Genomic DNA, 14890 nt, shown 5'->3' with positions numbered 1-14890 from the left:
AACAGTGACCTCCTTTATTCCTACAGTCTAGTGACTGCAGCGTAATGGAACGAACACGGCAAGAACAAAGCACGTAATTCATAAAAACAACTCTTAAGACTGATAAAAAACAGTCACTTCACCAAGCTTTATTTCTTTTTCGTAGCAAGCTTCTGCAACCTTCTTCCGCAACGTGTTGCAAGCTTCAAAATAGTGCTCTGCCTTCACGCAGCCAATAAGTGTTAACTCCACGCCGACATAATCTTTATGCAACGCAGTTACACCATAAAAGTCAAAGGGTTGAACAGGCTCATCATCGTCAACTTGCAACCACTCTTTATGCTCTTGATTCATGTTCCGACAAACTTCTACTAACACCCTTTGAGCCCTTTTCGGATCTTCTTGATAGCCAATCACAACCTGTTCAATAACTGTCATCTTTTCTGTGCTTAGCTTCTGAATTTCCTTAATCTCACTATGAGAAACGAGAAAAAGTTGACCGGACCACTCCCGTAGGCTCACATATCGAATGCGAACTTCTTCAATTTTGCCGCGATATTTTCCATTTATCGTAACATAATCACCGACAACCATTTGCTTTTCGTACAGCCTGACAAAACCGAAAAATGCATCCCTCACAAAATTTTGCAAGGAAGCCCCTAAAATGATGGCGATAATACCCGCACCCATTAAAACACTTGTTACGTCAATGTATGGGTGAAACAGGTACAGGACATAAAAGGCAATGGCCCCGTAGTTTAGGGCGGAGCGAAAAAACTGTTCAATCGATTTTTCATTGTTTCTATTCGTAACATCAAAGTATTTAAAAAACCATCTTAGCAATCGTTTGATTAGGATGACGAGCAGGATGATCCCTATTCCAACTAGGATCGCCTCACCTATAAATGACACATCATCTATTGAAAATGAAGAAAACATCGTTCCTCCTAAAGGGTTTTACTCCTATTTATATGTGGGGCTGAGGGAAGCATGAATAAAAGTGGACTCTCGTTCCGTTATTTGTGGCAAAACTGGTGATTTAAGGGGTTGAGAGGGCTGTGGTTCCGTTATCTCATCAATAATCATGTAGAATAGCTTGATTTTAGAGAAATAGCGTACCTGGTGTCCTCGAACATCAAAATAAGGGGTATTTTGATAAAAATAGCGTACTCTCAGTCCGCAAATGAGGCATATGATGTGTTTAATTAAACATACATTTTAGATATAGGTTTATTGTTACATTACCTAACACAATTGCTTACAACGATCTTTTTGCTTGGTATGATCAAGATAACAAAAAGCAATCAGGAGGTAATGTTGATGACAAACACATTAAAAAATCCAGGATTCTTTACATTGATCGCTCTAACGTTTACGGTATTTTTTCAAAAATAAAACAAAAGCCAATCCTACTAAAAAGGATTGGCTTTTGCTATGTTTGAGGGTCATTCTTTTTTTCCTCACGTTTCATTTTTATGATATCGTAAGTCCAAATGAACACGAGATATACAGCGAATAAAGCTGTATTAACGATACTACTTATATCAAATAGAGAATTAGCTAGTAAAACAAGGAGGATGTACCCTATCGCAAACCACACTTTACCGTATTTTCTAAACATCTCCCGCCTCCATTGAACTAGCTTTATCTATTTTGAAGCTCTTTTATTGCAATAATTTTTAATGCTTCTATTTCTTCGTTAGAAAGGCGTTCTTCTAGTAATTTTTCAATTTCAGAAGGGTGTAGTTCTCCTCTTTGAGCTTTGCCGGTCACATCGTTTATCTCTGATATGGAGAATTCCTTCATAATTGTTTTTAAAGCATCTTCCTTGTTTTGAAAAGGAAGGTCGGATTGGTGATCGACGTCCACAGTTGTGATGAAATGTTGAATGGTTGGATCATCCATAATTTGATTTAGTTCCTCATCATCGATATGGGAAACAATCTGGTTAACCATCAAGTCAGAAGCCTGGCTAATAACAAAATTGTATCCCCAGTAACCACTAAATCCGACGGCCAACAGAATAACAATAAGCCATTTCCACATAACGATCCCCCCATTATAAAATTGTATTTTTTCTTATCATATCATAGGCAGTCAACTGAACTAGATTCCTACTTATATTCAGATTATGTTAAAGTTATCAATAGAAAGGTCATTAAACAAGGAGTTCTTATGAAAAAGAGATTAATCCCTATAGGTTTGGTTGCTGGTGTTGTGGGTCTTGTTTATCTATTTGGGAACTGGCATTTTGAAAAAAAAATTACTGATATAATTGAACAAGTTGAACTTGCTGGAAATTCGAATTTAGACTGGCGTCAAGAACCTAGTACTAATCTAAATGAAACCAATTTGATTGATTTAACCATTGAGTTTTCTTATGTTTTTGAGGAGATCTATCAGAAATTTGAAAAGGCAATTAATCAGTTGTTATATGAAGCAAAATGGGAATATCAATTGAAAGTAGCAGAAGGCAAAGATGGCCATGAGGTCATTCAAAAATACCAATCCAAGTTCTTAGAAGTAGAACAATTGTGGTCCAATGAATTTTGGTATCAATATGGTTTACTACAGGAAGAGTTGGAGCAAGCCGATTATTACCGCGACAATGCAATTGAATTTGAAATAGAGTTTGAACTTAGAAGGGAACAAACGACGCATGCTTTTTTACAAGCATTGATGAGGATGTACGATTAAATTTCTGGGTTGTAACAATCGTTCGTTTTTACGTTGACACAACCCAGAAGCAATGAACAAATAAAACTGACATGCTATCGCACAAAGCTTTGAAACAAAAGTTCCAATATCTCCTTCTTTCGAAAAGAATTAAATGAGTCTTTTTCCAATTCCCTAACCTGTAGTTTTGTTACAAATGGATTGTCATGAATATTAGCTGAAGGGTTCATGACGAGAAGGTTATCAAGGTTGACCCCGTCCGTTATTTGAACGTCCTCATTCAATTCCCAACCTTTTTCCACAATTCGTTTCTCAATCATTCCGTCTTGTACGACATAGACAACATCATCATCTGCTTCTAAACGTATTGTGTTAGTAGGTACAATCAGTGCATTAATTCTTTCTTCTTGGATAATTTCCATTAATACGCGATTCCCAATATTTATATTTTCTAACTGTTCTTCCTCGTCAAAGCTTACATAAAATGGGTAAGTTGTTTCTTGATCAAGAGCCGGTTCTTTCAAAGGAAGGTTTGAAATTTGTGATAGTGTTCCGTCCATTGCATTGTTCTCGTGATGCATTATTTGAACAGCCAACCCTTCCGATACGTCCAGCGCTTCCTCCTCGGTTAGTTCACCTTTTATAATCAATGAGTCTGAAACAATGGTTAAAACTGGCTCGCTTCGATTGGTTGAAATGCTTTTTACATATCCAGAAAGTGGGCTTATAACCTCTAACTCTGATTGACGTTCTTGCAATGTTAAAAGTGTATGCTGTTGGAGTTCTTTCTCAAGTTGTAATTCTGATATCTGATTGTTTTTCTGCAAAATTTGTACTTCATATTGTTGTATTTGCTGTAAATCAATGTCTGTCATTTCTTCTTTTGCTTTAATTTCTAAGATAAAAGAACCTAACAAATCTATTTCCTCTTCTAATTGGGAGGAGCGCAACTCAATTTGTTCTACTTTACCTTCTAATATTTGCTCGTTTGCACCTATTTCTGCATTTTGATAAGTAAAAAGGATATCTCCAAACTGAACCACGTCACCCTCTTTAACATAAATTTGACCAAGGGAACCAATTGTAGTGTCTAAATATATATGTTCTTCAGTAGTAGATAGAATAACACCTGGTTTTTCCAATGATTGGACCAAATCACTTTCAATAGGCTTGACAAATTCATCAATAATTTGCAAGTTCGAGAACTGATCGCTTTTTAAAAAGAGGATGATATTGGTAACGAAAAATAAAATACTAGTGAAGGCTATCCCGTATACGATCCATTTTTTCATAGGTCATTCCACCTTAATAATTAAACGTTAAAAAACTTGCTAAATACAATAGAAACACGGCGAATAGAATTAGCAAAACATGTGCACAAAGGGTTAATAGAAAAATGAATCCCTTTCCGTTTGACGAAATTTTACTAAATGAATAAATTTGAAAAGCAATTGCTGCTACTAAAAACAACGAGATTTGACTAAAGAAATGAATCACGTATAGATTGTCGGTTATAAAGTGAGAAAGAATACCTAAAGCAAAAGGTGATGTATAGGCAGTGATACCTAACAATAATTCAAAAGGCAATAAGAAAACTTCGCCAACAATCAATATAAATACACTAATTGTACTAACTACAAGTGCTTGACGATAACGCACTTCGTCAAGAAATGCCCAAAATGATAAACTGATTAGAATCATGTAAATTGCTGGAGAAAAAAGTGATTCTATCAATCCTCCAATTGCGACTATAAGCTTGGCCATTTCAAATTGGGAAACAGAATAGCTAGATATTAAGTGGGAGATTCCAGCAGTATTCAATCCATAATATCCACGAACGACTGCAAGAAACATGCTTAAAATGAATATAAGCAAGATTTTTTTCAGGTGAATAGGGATTACTTCAGAAAAACGTAACTGATCCACCTTTGTAGCAGGATCTACTAAACTTCTTATTAATTGTAATTGGTATGTCATTTATAAAATCCCCCAAGTGGATATAATTTTCTATCTCATTTTACATTTTTTTGTATGTGACGTCACCTGTCGTTTCTCGATTGTAACGAAAAAAGTTGGATTAGCACAGTTTTTTGTTGAAACCACGGGAATGTAATCAACTCTTGTCTATAACAAGCTGCAGGATTCAAGTTAAGATAAATGGAGGTACGACGACGGTCTAGTTTTTAGTTAGAAAGAACTAGTGAATAAAGACTCTGTAACAGGTGTGGCATTATTGCTTATAATGGGGAGGCAAAACTAATGAAAATAGAGACGCAAAGTTACAGACCTAAGTTGTTGCTAAGGTGGCTGATTTGCTGTGTATAGGGAATACTACACCTTTCACAGCCAATAGTATAATTGTGGGAGAGGGTTTTATGGGGAAAACAAAAAGAATGATCCGAAATCTAGTAATCGCAGGGATGGTTGCACTTGTGTCTACAGCTCCTTTTGCTGGAAATGTTGTTCACGCCGACGAGGAAACACAAGAAGTAAAACAGGTGTCGCTGTTACCAGGTGATTTTTTCTACTTTATTAAAAAGCTACAGGAAAACATCCAGCTTGTTTTTACATTTGATCAATTTAAAGAAGCTGAACTTCTTGCTTCACATGTTGAGAAGCGTATTCTCGAGGCTGAAGCCTTATTTGCAAATGGAGAAGAAGAACGAGCGAAGAACATTCTTCAGGAAGCTCTTGAACAACAAGAAAAAGCGATAGCTCTCTATGAGGATACGAGAGAAAAGGAAGAGCCAATTGAAATGGTCGAAGAAGAGCCAATAGTTATTAGTGACGAAGAAGAGGCTAAGCTAGAAGAAATAAACAGTCCGAACGTTGAAGAGACGAGTAGCGAAGACAGCGAACGATTACATAATCAAATTTCGGCAAATGTTCGAGCTCTTGAGGCTGCACTTGAGAACGTGCAAAACCCAAGAGCAAAAGAAGCACTTGCGAAAAACATCGCTAAAGCACACGAGCGACTTTATAAAAAAGCAGAGAAAGAGTTAGCTCAAAATGAAATGGGTGAAGAAGCGATCGTAAGCACATTCAGTATGGAAGCCGAAGAAGGCGATGAAGCAATGAACGCTCAAGAAGAATCGAACTCAGCAGCTCCAAGTAACGCTAGTAAACAAGATGTAAAAGCAGCAAAAGCTGTTGAAAGGCAGAACGAGAAAGCCGCTAAGGCAGCGGAGAAGAGCCAACAAAAAGCCTCCAAGGCAGCTGAAAAGCGCAACGAAAGAGCCAACCAAGCATCAGAAAATGGCAGACAAAATGCTGGGAAAGCTCAAGGACAGTAGAAAAGCTCTCACTAATTAGTCAATCAAGGGGATCTGCCAACTCTGTCGATTTTTGTAACATTAAAACTTTGTAAATTAGGTAAATTATGTCCCAAAGATAATGTTAATGGAGACAGTAGCTGGTATGCTTATGGTGAGGTGAGACAAATGTCCAAAAGCGTAATCATGGAAAACCTTATTGGTTATTTTGAGGAAAAGCTTCAAAGAAAGTTGAAAGTTGAGGAACTGGACGTGTTGTGGAAAGCTCAAGAAAAGCTCTCGCCGGTTTTAGAGGAAGGCTTAGCAAACAGATCGTAACTTCAGTCAATGTTGGCACGATACGAGGTTTCATTCGTATCGTGTTTTTTGTTATGTGCATTTGTCATTTTCTTATGTATTTAGTACATTGAAGAAATGAAAAAGGAAAGGGTTTTTGAAGGGATGAGACTAAGTCGGATTGTTGTTGGTTTATTCGTTGTATTTTTGTGTGCATGTGCACCAGTTGAACAAGAGGTTACAGAAGGAATTTTAGCTAGTGATGCTCTGTTTTGGGACGGGCAATTTATTGTTGCTGATGTGGAGCGAGTCGTTGATGGAGATACCATTCGAATTACGAATTTGAATGTCGATTATGTAAGTGACGCTCAATTGGTTGAGGAGCTCTTACAAATTCGTACACCATTGAGGGTTCGATTTCTTGCCATTGATACACCAGAATGGACAAACGAAAAGCAATGGTATGGAAAAGAGAGCACGGAACTCGTTCAACAGCTTCTATCAGAGGAGAACGTTGTAATTGAAATAGATGAGAACGCAGATTTTGATCGGTTCGATCGCTTGCTTGGCCATGTTTTTACGACTCAGGGTGTAAACGTGCAAGAGGAGTTACTGAGAAATGGACTGGCGCGGGTGGCTTATTTGTATGATGATTATCAATATGTGGACATGTATATAGAGGCTGAGGCAGCGGCAAAGGATGAAGAGCTTCATATTCATTCCATTCCTGATTATGTAACTGAGCGTGGGTTTGATATGAGTGTGGTAGAGTAGTTTCTTGACAGGTAGAGGGTGTGCTACCCATAGCACACCCTCTAGTTTATTGGCTATTCTCTTTTTCACGAAGGTTAATTTCTTCTTCTAGTAAATGAATAAACTCTGGATCTAGTTGGAGTTTAATTGCGTTTTCTCGGGCTTCTAATAGAAGTTCTAAATCCACTTTTGCTAATCCTTTTTCGTATTTATCTGCTATGCCTTCCATAACCCGTAGCCCCCTTAAAAATTGCTCACTTTATAATCTAAATACCACGTTTGTATTCACATAAAACGTAATTTTTGTTCAACTTTTGTAAAATAAGAATAAAGACCTAGTATGTTTTCTGTTGTTTCGACTTTTTTCAGCTATTGCTTTATACTAAAAAGAAAAAAAGGAAACCACTATGTCTATGAGGCCGAGCACACCAGAAGATCAATTAAAAATAGAATTAGAGAAGGCAACAAGTCTAAATCAACTTATTTTAGATTCAGTAGCGGAAGGCATTTACGGAATCGATTTACAAGCAAATGTGATTTTTTGGAACAAGGCAGCTGAGCAATTAACCGGCTTTTCCATCACAGACTTTGAATATGAGAACCTTCATGATCTGATTCATCATACAGATAAAGAGGGGAAGCACGTTCCATTAACGGATTGCCCAGTCTATCATGCGTTAAATACGGGTGAGAGTCTTTTAGTCGAGGATGACATTTTCTGGAGGAAGGACGGGACTTCGTTTCCGGTCGAATATACGATCAAGCCTATGATAGAAGATGGTCAAAATGTGGGGACGGTCATTACGTTTCGGGATGTAACGGAAAAACGGAAAACAGAGCAATTATTAGAAGAATGGGAGAAGCTTTCTCTTGTTGGCCAAATGTCAGCAGGGATTGCTCACGAAATTCGCAATCCTATTACGTCGTTAAAAGGCTTTGTACAACTTTTGCATCAAAGTAAAGATTTCAAAGCTGAATACTTTCAAATTATGGATGCGGAGTTTAATAGAATCGAAACCATCATTAAAGAGTTACTTATGTTTTCAAAGCCGCAAAAAGCCAACTTCTGCGAGCGAGATGTTAAGGACATCATGAGACATGTTGTTTTGTTAATGGACCCCCAGGCCATGATGAAAAACATCCAGTTGAAAACCGTTTGGGATCATACAGATGCCGTTGTGTCTTGTTTGGATCATCAACTGAAACAAGTGTTTATCAATCTGATTAAAAATGCGATGGAAGCGATTGTTAGCGATGGTGAAGTTGTCATTCGGATTGATCAGGATGAAGAAGACGTTACGATCAAAGTAAGCGATAATGGACCCGGCATGTCACCTGAAATGATAGCGAAGATAGGGGAACCGTTCTTTTCAACAAAAGAAAGTGGAACAGGCCTCGGAATGATGGTAACGAAGAACATCATTCAAAACAACCACCATGGATCGTTCCACGTTGAAAGCGAAGTAGACAAAGGAACGACGTTTACGATTCGCTTGCCGAAGGAGTTCGAAAGGCAGTTGAGATGACTTCACGTATTGAGTGCTGGTTTGGGCGGCAGGCGTGGGGCGGGGGCGGACAATAAAATGCGTCGCGCGGACAATAAATGGACCTCATCGGACAATAAATCCATGAAACTGGACAATAAACGGGAGTATCTGGACAATAAACTGTACAGACTGAACCCAATTACAAAGAAATTTCCATGCGGTGAGCAGGAAATCCCATGAGGTCCGTCGAAAAAGCATTTCCTAACAACCGAAAGGAGTGAAAAAACATCAAAATTAGAAAAAAAAGAACCATACCCATTAAAATTTTGCAATTAGAGGCATTGCTGCGGCGCTTACCAAACGATGATCCGCTCAGGGAAAAGCTAGAGGCCGAACTCTCAAAAGGCAAAGCTGGTTACCGAGGAGAGCAAGCCATTGATTACCATTTAGAGCGCCTTTCCGACGTAGAAGGGTACATCCTACACGACCTCAGATTAGAGCTCTCCAACAATCACTTCTTTCAAATCGACACTTTCCTAGCAACACAACAATTTTTTCACATCATTGAAATCAAAAACTTAGCCGGAACCCTTTATTTTGATCACGACTTCAAACAGCTGATTCGCTCGCTAAAAGGTGAAGAAGAAAAGTTCCTGAATCCCATTACTCAAGTTAGCTGGCAGAAAAAGAACCTCCAAACATGGCTAGAAAGCAACAAACTGCAAAAACCACCGATTCTGTCTCAAGTTGCGATCACCCATTCACAAGCCATCATCAAAACAACTCCTATGTATAAAGAAGTGTACGAAAAAGTATTACATGCCGAGCATCTCGTTGAAAAAGTGCATCACTACCTGCGTACTTACCCGAATGAAGCCATTTCCCTCAAGCAACTAAACCAAATCACCCGCCTTTTGATAAAAAAGAACACTCCTTATCACCCTGATCTATTAGCTCAATATGGAATAAAGCCGTCCCGTTTGCTAACAGGCGTTCACTGTCCGACGTGTAAGCAGCTTCCTATGAGAAGGAAAAATGGAATGTGGATATGCGATTTTTGCCAAGCGAAAAGTGGAAAGGCGCACCTGCACACACTCAATGATTATTTTTTATTAGTGGACCGGACGATTACGAATCAACAAGTTCGTCATTTTCTCAAGATTCCTTCCATCTCGATTGCTTCAAAAATGTTAACGTCACTTCAGTTGCCGCAGACTGGCATGAAGAAAAACCGACGTTATCAGTTGCAGCTTCTTGAGGTGGAATAGGGGGCGCGCGATAATAAAGTGCGGCAAGTGGACAATAAATCGCTCGCATCGGACAATAAATCCACGAATCTGGACAATAAATCTAGCCAACCCGACAACAAACCACCTCCACACCACAAAACCACACAAAAAACAATCAAGCATAAAACGATTTACCCGCTCTACGCTTGATTTTCGCCATCAATCAATCATTTTTTTCGCTTCAACACTACGAAACTGCTGCTGATATAGATTTTCTGGTAGTTTCAAGATTGATTGGTTCAGGACATCGAGCTTGTTTTCTACCCGGTGAAGAAGGTAGAGTGTCACGATGACCGGAAAGCCAAACTCACTTAAAACGGGCAGCCACATCTCCATCAAAGGTTCCTCCTTTCAAAAAGAGCTGCCAAACAGGGGGATATCCGCCTGTTTAGCAGCCATGATCAAGATTAAAGCTCAATTTCCTCAACGGTACGGTCAACAATTCGTGCTGCTTTCTTGGCAACGATTTCCCCACCAGATGAGATGAATGCATTTTGAGCAACGATCGTGTCCATTGCAGCGCTAACTGCAATGGGGTTTGCTGGATAGACGGGGTTGTCGAGTGTTAGCGTGATGTTTCCGCCCATTTCATTTTCAAAAATAAGCTCAAGTCGTTTCATGAAAATCCCTCCTTTCTATCTAAAAGTCAAAAAAGGTCTTACTTACAGCAAACTATGAACGTTTGTGCGGTCAACAGAGACCAAATCCCACGCTTGCAAAGGAGCTAACACACTGACAACCATTGTAAGCTGTTGATCGGTTGCTGCTGGTTTGATGTTGTTAAAGCTCTTTGTCTTTTTGATGGGATTGCCTTCCGAGTCTTGCCCATTAGTAAGACCAAGAATTAAGCGAGAATCGACTAACATGTGATCACCTCCTCTCACTGTGTATATAGAAAGCAATCAAGCAAAACGTAGGAAAAATTTAAACTTTTATGTTTAACGCAAAAAAAGAGCGGGTATAACAAAAGACGCTTAAAAATAGAAACTTTGATCTAGTACATACATACCAGAAAACAAGCTAGTCCTATGCAGCACTTGGAAAGTGTGGGGGTTGAAATCGTTCATGTCATGAAGTGGGCATATTTTTCATAGGCTAAATGATCTAGTTCTCTCGATGCCAAAATCCAATGCTTACCTTCCAAATCTGATGTAACAAACAACGAACTTAGCGTAAAGAAATGAATTTGATGATAGGGAGTGGAGGAATGAAAGAAGGAGCCATAATCATTGATAAAAAAGGAGTTATTCAGTCGAGCAATGCTTTCGTCGAAGATTTGATTGGCTTTAGCACCAATGAATTGATAGGAAAAAACATTCAGTTTTTAGTTAAGAAAAAATTAGAGACGCCCATTCAAACAAATGTAAAGATTACAAATAAGCAGGGGGCAGTGACGCAATTTCATCTTTATATGAAAAACAATATCGATAAAACGAGGACGATTATTTTAAAAGAAAGAGACGACAAACGTCTCCTTCAAGAGGCGAAAGATCAGTTAAAAGAGATGCTAGATGTCTCGTTTAATGGAATCATTGTCCATCATCTTGGCGAAATTCTAGAAATCAATGAATCCAGCTTAACGATTCTTGGATATGAAAAAGAAGAAATCGTTGGACATTCCGTTTGGGATCTCATACGTGGAAAAGAGTTACTAGAAAAACAATATTTCTCAGGGTGCGAGGATCCAGTTGAAGTCATGGGAAGCAAAAAAGACGGAAATCCAGTCTCGTTATCGGTACGAGAAAGAAGCTTTCCTTTTTTAGGTCTTGATGCAAGAGTACTAGCGATAGAGGATTTGACAGAGCAAAAAAAGCAATCGTCGGAGCTAGCTTTTTTAACTAATCATGATCCTTTAACAGGCTTACGTAACCATACCTCTTTTACTCGACAATTAAACCTAGAAATGGCTAAGTCTCAACTGAATAAGACAAATTTAGTGGTCATGTATTGTGATTGTGATGGTTTGAAAAAGATAAATGACACACTAGGTCGATCCTTAGGAGATCAAGTGATTAAGGAAGTGGCCAAGCGATTGATATTCCTCGTCGGAGAAGAGAATGTTAGTCGGTTAGGAGCGGATGAATTTGGGTTGCTTCTTACGAATAAAACGAAAGCCGAAGTTAAAAGCATTGCAAAGCAGGTGGTTCAAGCCTTTGAAGAACCGGTTATCATTGACAATTATTCACTATATTTAACACTAAGTATCGGGATTAGTCTCTATCCGGAAGATGGTACAAATGCTGAAGACTTGATTAAACATGCGGATATCGCCATGTTTGATGTGAAGAAGCGGTCGAAAAATAGCTACGCGTTTTATCAATCGGCGATGAGTCACCGTACATTTAATTTGTTAACGATAGAAAGTGAGTTGCGTAAAGCGATTGATAAAGATGAATTTGAATTGTTTTATCAACCACAGTTTGATATGAAATCCAACCGTATTACGGGAGCCGAGGCGCTCATTCGCTGGAATCATGGAGATTTAGGGATGATCCCACCGAATGAATTCATTCCAATTGCTGAGGAATCAGGTCTTATTTTACCGATTGGAGAATGGGTGCTACGCACAGCCTGTATGCAAAATAAGCTCTGGGAATCACAAGGATTTGAACCAATAAAAATGTATGTAAACTTTACAGCCAAGCAGTTGCAGCAAAGCCGATTAGTGGAAAAAGTTAGCCGGATTCTGTTTGAAACAGGAATGGAGCCAGAGCGGTTAGGGATTGAAATTACGGAGCTTGCTGCAGTTGGGGAAAGAGAGGACATCATTTCATCGTTAGCGCATTTACAATCAATCGGTGTCACGATTAGCATAGATGATTTTGGAACAGGCTTTTGTTCTTTTGGGTATTTAAAGCAGTTCCCGATTAATAAAATTAAAATCGATAAATCATTTGTGATGGGGATCGACCAAAATAGAGAAAACCAAGCAATTACAGAAGCCGTTGTGAAGCTTGGCCAGGGCTTAGGCTTAACAGTCGTAGCAGAAGGCATTGAAACAGAGCGTGAGTGTAACTATGTGAAAAAATTGGGTTGTGATGAAGCCCAAGGCTATTATTTTAGTCGGCCGGTCCCGAGTGAGCAGTTTCATCCATACTTAAATCCAGCTTAGAAAACAAACAATAGATAGAGAGGGTTTTAACGATGTTTCAATCATTGGATCAAATTAAATTTTTTCAAACCATCAAATTCAAATTGCTTCTGATTGTTGTCATAAGTAGTTTAATCGGAGCCCCGATCTCCGGTGCGATTAACTCGATTTTAAGTCAAAATGGCTTCGTAGGAGGTGGCATTCTGACGATCGTCACGTTTGTCATTAACATCCTTACGATTCCATTACTGGTCGTCGTGTTTTCTCACTTTTTTATTACAAAACGAATTGCCAAAGTGAATAAAAAAATTGTGGAGTTTGATAAAGGAAACTATGACTATCAGATTGAAGATCGCTGGAACGATGAAATTGGATTGCTTGGTCAAAATGTTACACAGCTTGCAACCAATTTATCGAAATCGATGGATGATTTTCACGTACAATCGAATCGAGTATTTGATCGAACAAAGGAATTCCAACGAGTGTTTTCAAATTTAGAAGGCAAAAACAACGACCAAAATACATTGTTGCAGTCAATTGATGATAGCAATCAAGACGTGTTTCAAACGTTTGACCAGACAACGTCGATTTTGCGTGAAGTGGCTGTTGCGGTTGAAGACGCATCACAAACGTTAGAACGCCTAAATGACCGCTCAACTAAATCGAGTAAACTAGCCGACGAAAGCCAAGAAACACTCGTTCGTATTGATAAACAGTTTGGAGACATTCAATCTGAATCAAAAGAAACAGCTAGACTTGTGGAAGGTCTAACAAGCAAAACAGCTGAAGTGGCAAAGGTAATGGAACTGATTAAAAACATTGCAGATCAGACGAATTTGCTCGCATTAAACGCAACCATTGAAGCAGCAAGAGCAGGAGAACACGGAAAAGGATTCTCCGTTGTGGCAGAAGAAGTTCGCAAGCTAGCAGAGCATTCGATTGGAGCGACGGATCAAATCAATGAAACGATTGAGCAAATGAAGCAAGATGTGGAGCATGTTGCCACATCAATGAAAGACTCACGCGAAGAAATTGAAGAAGGAAGCAAAATGTTCTCGCACGTTCACGAAAGCATTCACCAAGTGCTAGAGCAATTAAAGGAATTCTCACAAGATGTAGAAGGAATTTCCTCGATGATGGAAGAGGTCAATGCAAGCAGTCAAGAAATTTCGTCGATTATGGAGAGCTCCAAATCTCTTGTTCAAAAAAATGAAAGATACTTTGAGCAATACAAAGAACTTCAGTCTGAAGTCGATTCATCGATCTATGAAGGAAACAAACAAGTTCACGTTTTAGTGGAACAGGTCGATCGGTTGGAAAATCAGACAGCATAAAAAGTAAGCTCTGGTTCCTGTTATGAGGGAAGCCAGAGCTTTTTGTCATATCCTCAATAAATACATCAATCCTTTTAAAATCAAACATAAAGAAAAAACAACAATTGCCAAAAGGCCAATAAACGAAAAAATAGGCTCAGCACTAGCCAAAAACGTCCCAGCTAATGGTACGCGTAACAAAGCAAAGCCGGCTACGATACATGCAAGTAGTAACAAGATCGAGTTGCTCAAAGCTTAGCCACCTCCTCTCTTTAACGTATGAAAAAAAAGAATAAGAGGCTTGTGCGCTTTTCTTAATTTTTGAAGTAGCGAGAGCTTCACCTACGCGAATTGTGAGGAGGGACATACAATGTAGTAATTCATACTGAAAGGAGGGACGAGTATGGGTTACCATGGTTTTGATTACGGTTATGCATGTCCAACAGTAGCAGGAGCTTATTATCCGGCAGCACCAGTGACATCGCCACTTGGCGGTTTTCCACTAATCGTTGTGTTGTTCATCTTGTTAATCATTGTTGGAACATCGTTTGGTAGAGACAAAAAGTGCTAATGTAGCAAGTCATTAAACCCAGGCTGTTTGTCATCGGCTCTGGGTTTCTTTTTTCTGTTGTGGGAGGGGCTGCGGATAATAAATTGGCTAATCCGGACAATAAATTGCGCGATGCGGACAATAAATAGTACGAACTCGACAATAAACTGCTGAAAGTGGACAATAAACTCATTTTTACCAAAA

General features: G+C 38.9%; 19 protein-coding genes and 1 riboswitch. Of the genes, 9 read left to right on the top strand and 10 right to left on the bottom strand.

The window, feature by feature from the left end; all coding sequences use genetic code 11:
- Positions 1–93 precede the first annotated feature (93 nt).
- From JCM9140_RS14825 to JCM9140_RS14815, 3 genes are all read right to left on the bottom strand, one after another.
- Positions 94–918, bottom strand: coding sequence for a mechanosensitive ion channel family protein (locus JCM9140_RS14825; RefSeq protein ID WP_034748074.1), 825 nt, complete (start codon positions 916–918; stop codon positions 94–96).
- Between the two features lie 493 nt (positions 919–1411).
- Positions 1412–1600 carry a hypothetical protein gene (locus JCM9140_RS14820; RefSeq protein WP_034748071.1) on the bottom strand — a complete coding sequence of 63 codons (189 nt, stop codon included), beginning with the start codon at positions 1598–1600 and terminating at the stop codon, positions 1412–1414.
- Positions 1601–1623: 23 nt separating this feature from the next.
- Entirely contained in the window at positions 1624–2025 is a 402-nt protein-coding gene (locus JCM9140_RS14815) for a hypothetical protein (RefSeq protein WP_034748068.1), read from the bottom strand.
- Positions 2026–2154: 129 nt separating this feature from the next.
- Here JCM9140_RS14815 and JCM9140_RS14810 point away from each other — a divergent pair, with 129 nt between their 5' ends.
- Positions 2155–2676, top strand: a complete 522-nt coding sequence (locus JCM9140_RS14810) for a hypothetical protein (RefSeq protein WP_034748065.1) — start codon at positions 2155–2157, stop codon at positions 2674–2676.
- A 74-nt stretch (positions 2677–2750) separates the two neighbouring features.
- Here JCM9140_RS14810 and JCM9140_RS14805 read toward each other — a convergent pair whose 3' ends face one another.
- Together JCM9140_RS14805 and JCM9140_RS14800 are read right to left on the bottom strand one after the other, a co-directional pair.
- On the bottom strand, positions 2751–3947 hold the full coding sequence (locus tag JCM9140_RS14805; protein WP_034748062.1) for an efflux RND transporter periplasmic adaptor subunit: 1197 nt from the start codon (positions 3945–3947) through the stop codon (positions 2751–2753).
- 13 nt (positions 3948–3960) lie between these two features.
- The gene (locus JCM9140_RS14800; protein ID WP_034748059.1) at positions 3961–4632 is read right to left on the bottom strand and encodes a hypothetical protein; all 672 of its coding nucleotides are present in this window, start codon (positions 4630–4632) and stop codon (positions 3961–3963) included.
- A 262-nt stretch (positions 4633–4894) separates the two neighbouring features.
- A riboswitch (cyclic di-GMP riboswitch) is annotated at positions 4895–4975 on the top strand.
- Positions 4976–5030: 55 nt separating this feature from the next.
- Between JCM9140_RS14800 and JCM9140_RS22660 the strand changes: the two genes are divergently transcribed.
- The 3 genes from JCM9140_RS22660 (at position 5031) to JCM9140_RS22655 (ending at position 6977) form a co-directional block, all read left to right on the top strand.
- Positions 5031–5948, top strand: coding sequence for a DUF5667 domain-containing protein (locus JCM9140_RS22660; protein WP_052002294.1), 918 nt, complete (start codon positions 5031–5033; stop codon positions 5946–5948).
- Between the two features lie 147 nt (positions 5949–6095).
- Positions 6096–6245, top strand: coding sequence for a hypothetical protein (locus JCM9140_RS23855; protein WP_156314890.1), 150 nt, complete (start codon positions 6096–6098; stop codon positions 6243–6245).
- Between the two features lie 123 nt (positions 6246–6368).
- Positions 6369–6977: a thermonuclease family protein gene (locus JCM9140_RS22655; protein WP_052002293.1), complete on the top strand. Its 609-nt coding sequence runs from the start codon at positions 6369–6371 to the stop codon at positions 6975–6977.
- Positions 6978–7023: 46 nt separating this feature from the next.
- On the opposite strand, the gene sda is transcribed toward JCM9140_RS22655, so the two are convergent.
- Entirely contained in the window at positions 7024–7185 is a 162-nt protein-coding gene (sda, locus tag JCM9140_RS23245) for a sporulation histidine kinase inhibitor Sda (RefSeq protein WP_081727714.1), read from the bottom strand.
- Between the two features lie 178 nt (positions 7186–7363).
- Here sda and JCM9140_RS14785 point away from each other — a divergent pair, with 178 nt between their 5' ends.
- Both JCM9140_RS14785 and JCM9140_RS14775 read left to right on the top strand, forming a co-directional pair.
- On the top strand, positions 7364–8482 hold the full coding sequence (locus tag JCM9140_RS14785) for an ATP-binding protein (protein ID WP_052002292.1): 1119 nt from the start codon (positions 7364–7366) through the stop codon (positions 8480–8482).
- A 287-nt stretch (positions 8483–8769) separates the two neighbouring features.
- The gene (locus tag JCM9140_RS14775) at positions 8770–9711 is read left to right on the top strand and encodes a nuclease-related domain-containing protein (RefSeq protein ID WP_162232204.1); all 942 of its coding nucleotides are present in this window, start codon (positions 8770–8772) and stop codon (positions 9709–9711) included.
- A 180-nt stretch (positions 9712–9891) separates the two neighbouring features.
- On the opposite strand, the gene JCM9140_RS14770 is transcribed toward JCM9140_RS14775, so the two are convergent.
- From JCM9140_RS14770 to JCM9140_RS14760, 3 genes are all read right to left on the bottom strand, one after another.
- A complete protein-coding gene (locus JCM9140_RS14770) occupies positions 9892–10068 on the bottom strand; it encodes a YvrJ family protein (RefSeq protein WP_034748050.1) in 177 nt (58 codons plus the stop codon).
- 71 nt (positions 10069–10139) lie between these two features.
- The gene (locus JCM9140_RS14765; protein ID WP_034748047.1) at positions 10140–10352 is read right to left on the bottom strand and encodes a DUF2922 domain-containing protein; all 213 of its coding nucleotides are present in this window, start codon (positions 10350–10352) and stop codon (positions 10140–10142) included.
- 42 nt (positions 10353–10394) lie between these two features.
- Complete coding sequence (locus JCM9140_RS14760; RefSeq protein WP_034748045.1) at positions 10395–10598, bottom strand: DUF1659 domain-containing protein; 204 nt, start codon at positions 10596–10598, stop codon at positions 10395–10397.
- A gap of 341 nt (positions 10599–10939) precedes the next feature.
- On the opposite strand from JCM9140_RS14760, the gene JCM9140_RS14755 reads away from it, so the two are divergent.
- Positions 10940–12844: a bifunctional diguanylate cyclase/phosphodiesterase gene (locus JCM9140_RS14755; RefSeq protein WP_052002291.1), complete on the top strand. Its 1905-nt coding sequence runs from the start codon at positions 10940–10942 to the stop codon at positions 12842–12844.
- A 32-nt stretch (positions 12845–12876) separates the two neighbouring features.
- Entirely contained in the window at positions 12877–14157 is a 1281-nt protein-coding gene (locus tag JCM9140_RS14750; RefSeq protein ID WP_034748042.1) for a methyl-accepting chemotaxis protein, read from the top strand.
- Between the two features lie 45 nt (positions 14158–14202).
- Here JCM9140_RS14750 and JCM9140_RS14745 read toward each other — a convergent pair whose 3' ends face one another.
- On the bottom strand, positions 14203–14388 hold the full coding sequence (locus tag JCM9140_RS14745; protein WP_034748039.1) for a hypothetical protein: 186 nt from the start codon (positions 14386–14388) through the stop codon (positions 14203–14205).
- Positions 14389–14611: 223 nt separating this feature from the next.
- Between JCM9140_RS14745 and JCM9140_RS24580 the strand changes: the two genes are divergently transcribed.
- Positions 14612–14707 (top strand): YjcZ family sporulation protein, encoded by a 96-nt coding sequence (locus JCM9140_RS24580; protein WP_235715370.1) that lies wholly within the window; start codon positions 14612–14614, stop codon positions 14705–14707.
- Positions 14708–14890: the final 183 nt, after the last annotated feature.

Source organism: Halalkalibacter wakoensis JCM 9140 (assembly GCF_000513095.1).
In the GTDB taxonomy this organism is placed as follows: Bacteria; Bacillota; Bacilli; order Bacillales; family Bacillaceae_D; genus Halalkalibacter; species Halalkalibacter wakoensis.
Note: the sequence above shows the minus strand (reverse complement) of the source record. Positions and strands in the feature narration are given on the sequence as shown.

Coding starts and splice junctions, on each gene's coding strand:
- JCM9140_RS14825 (WP_034748074.1), bottom strand. CDS start 918: ATGTTTTCTTCATTTTCAATAGATGATGTGTCATTTATAGGTGAGGCG.
- JCM9140_RS14820 (WP_034748071.1), bottom strand. CDS start 1,600: ATGTTTAGAAAATACGGTAAAGTGTGGTTTGCGATAGGGTACATCCTC.
- JCM9140_RS14815 (WP_034748068.1), bottom strand. CDS start 2,025: ATGTGGAAATGGCTTATTGTTATTCTGTTGGCCGTCGGATTTAGTGGT.
- JCM9140_RS14810 (WP_034748065.1), top strand. CDS start 2,155: ATGAAAAAGAGATTAATCCCTATAGGTTTGGTTGCTGGTGTTGTGGGT.
- JCM9140_RS14805 (WP_034748062.1), bottom strand. CDS start 3,947: ATGAAAAAATGGATCGTATACGGGATAGCCTTCACTAGTATTTTATTT.
- JCM9140_RS14800 (WP_034748059.1), bottom strand. CDS start 4,632: ATGACATACCAATTACAATTAATAAGAAGTTTAGTAGATCCTGCTACA.
- JCM9140_RS22660 (WP_052002294.1), top strand. CDS start 5,031: ATGGGGAAAACAAAAAGAATGATCCGAAATCTAGTAATCGCAGGGATG.
- JCM9140_RS23855 (WP_156314890.1), top strand. CDS start 6,096: ATGTCCAAAAGCGTAATCATGGAAAACCTTATTGGTTATTTTGAGGAA.
- JCM9140_RS22655 (WP_052002293.1), top strand. CDS start 6,369: ATGAGACTAAGTCGGATTGTTGTTGGTTTATTCGTTGTATTTTTGTGT.
- sda (WP_081727714.1), bottom strand. CDS start 7,185: ATGGAAGGCATAGCAGATAAATACGAAAAAGGATTAGCAAAAGTGGAT.
- JCM9140_RS14785 (WP_052002292.1), top strand. CDS start 7,364: ATGTCTATGAGGCCGAGCACACCAGAAGATCAATTAAAAATAGAATTA.
- JCM9140_RS14770 (WP_034748050.1), bottom strand. CDS start 10,068: ATGGAGATGTGGCTGCCCGTTTTAAGTGAGTTTGGCTTTCCGGTCATC.
- JCM9140_RS14765 (WP_034748047.1), bottom strand. CDS start 10,352: ATGAAACGACTTGAGCTTATTTTTGAAAATGAAATGGGCGGAAACATC.
- JCM9140_RS14760 (WP_034748045.1), bottom strand. CDS start 10,598: ATGTTAGTCGATTCTCGCTTAATTCTTGGTCTTACTAATGGGCAAGAC.
- JCM9140_RS14755 (WP_052002291.1), top strand. CDS start 10,940: ATGAAAGAAGGAGCCATAATCATTGATAAAAAAGGAGTTATTCAGTCG.
- JCM9140_RS14750 (WP_034748042.1), top strand. CDS start 12,877: ATGTTTCAATCATTGGATCAAATTAAATTTTTTCAAACCATCAAATTC.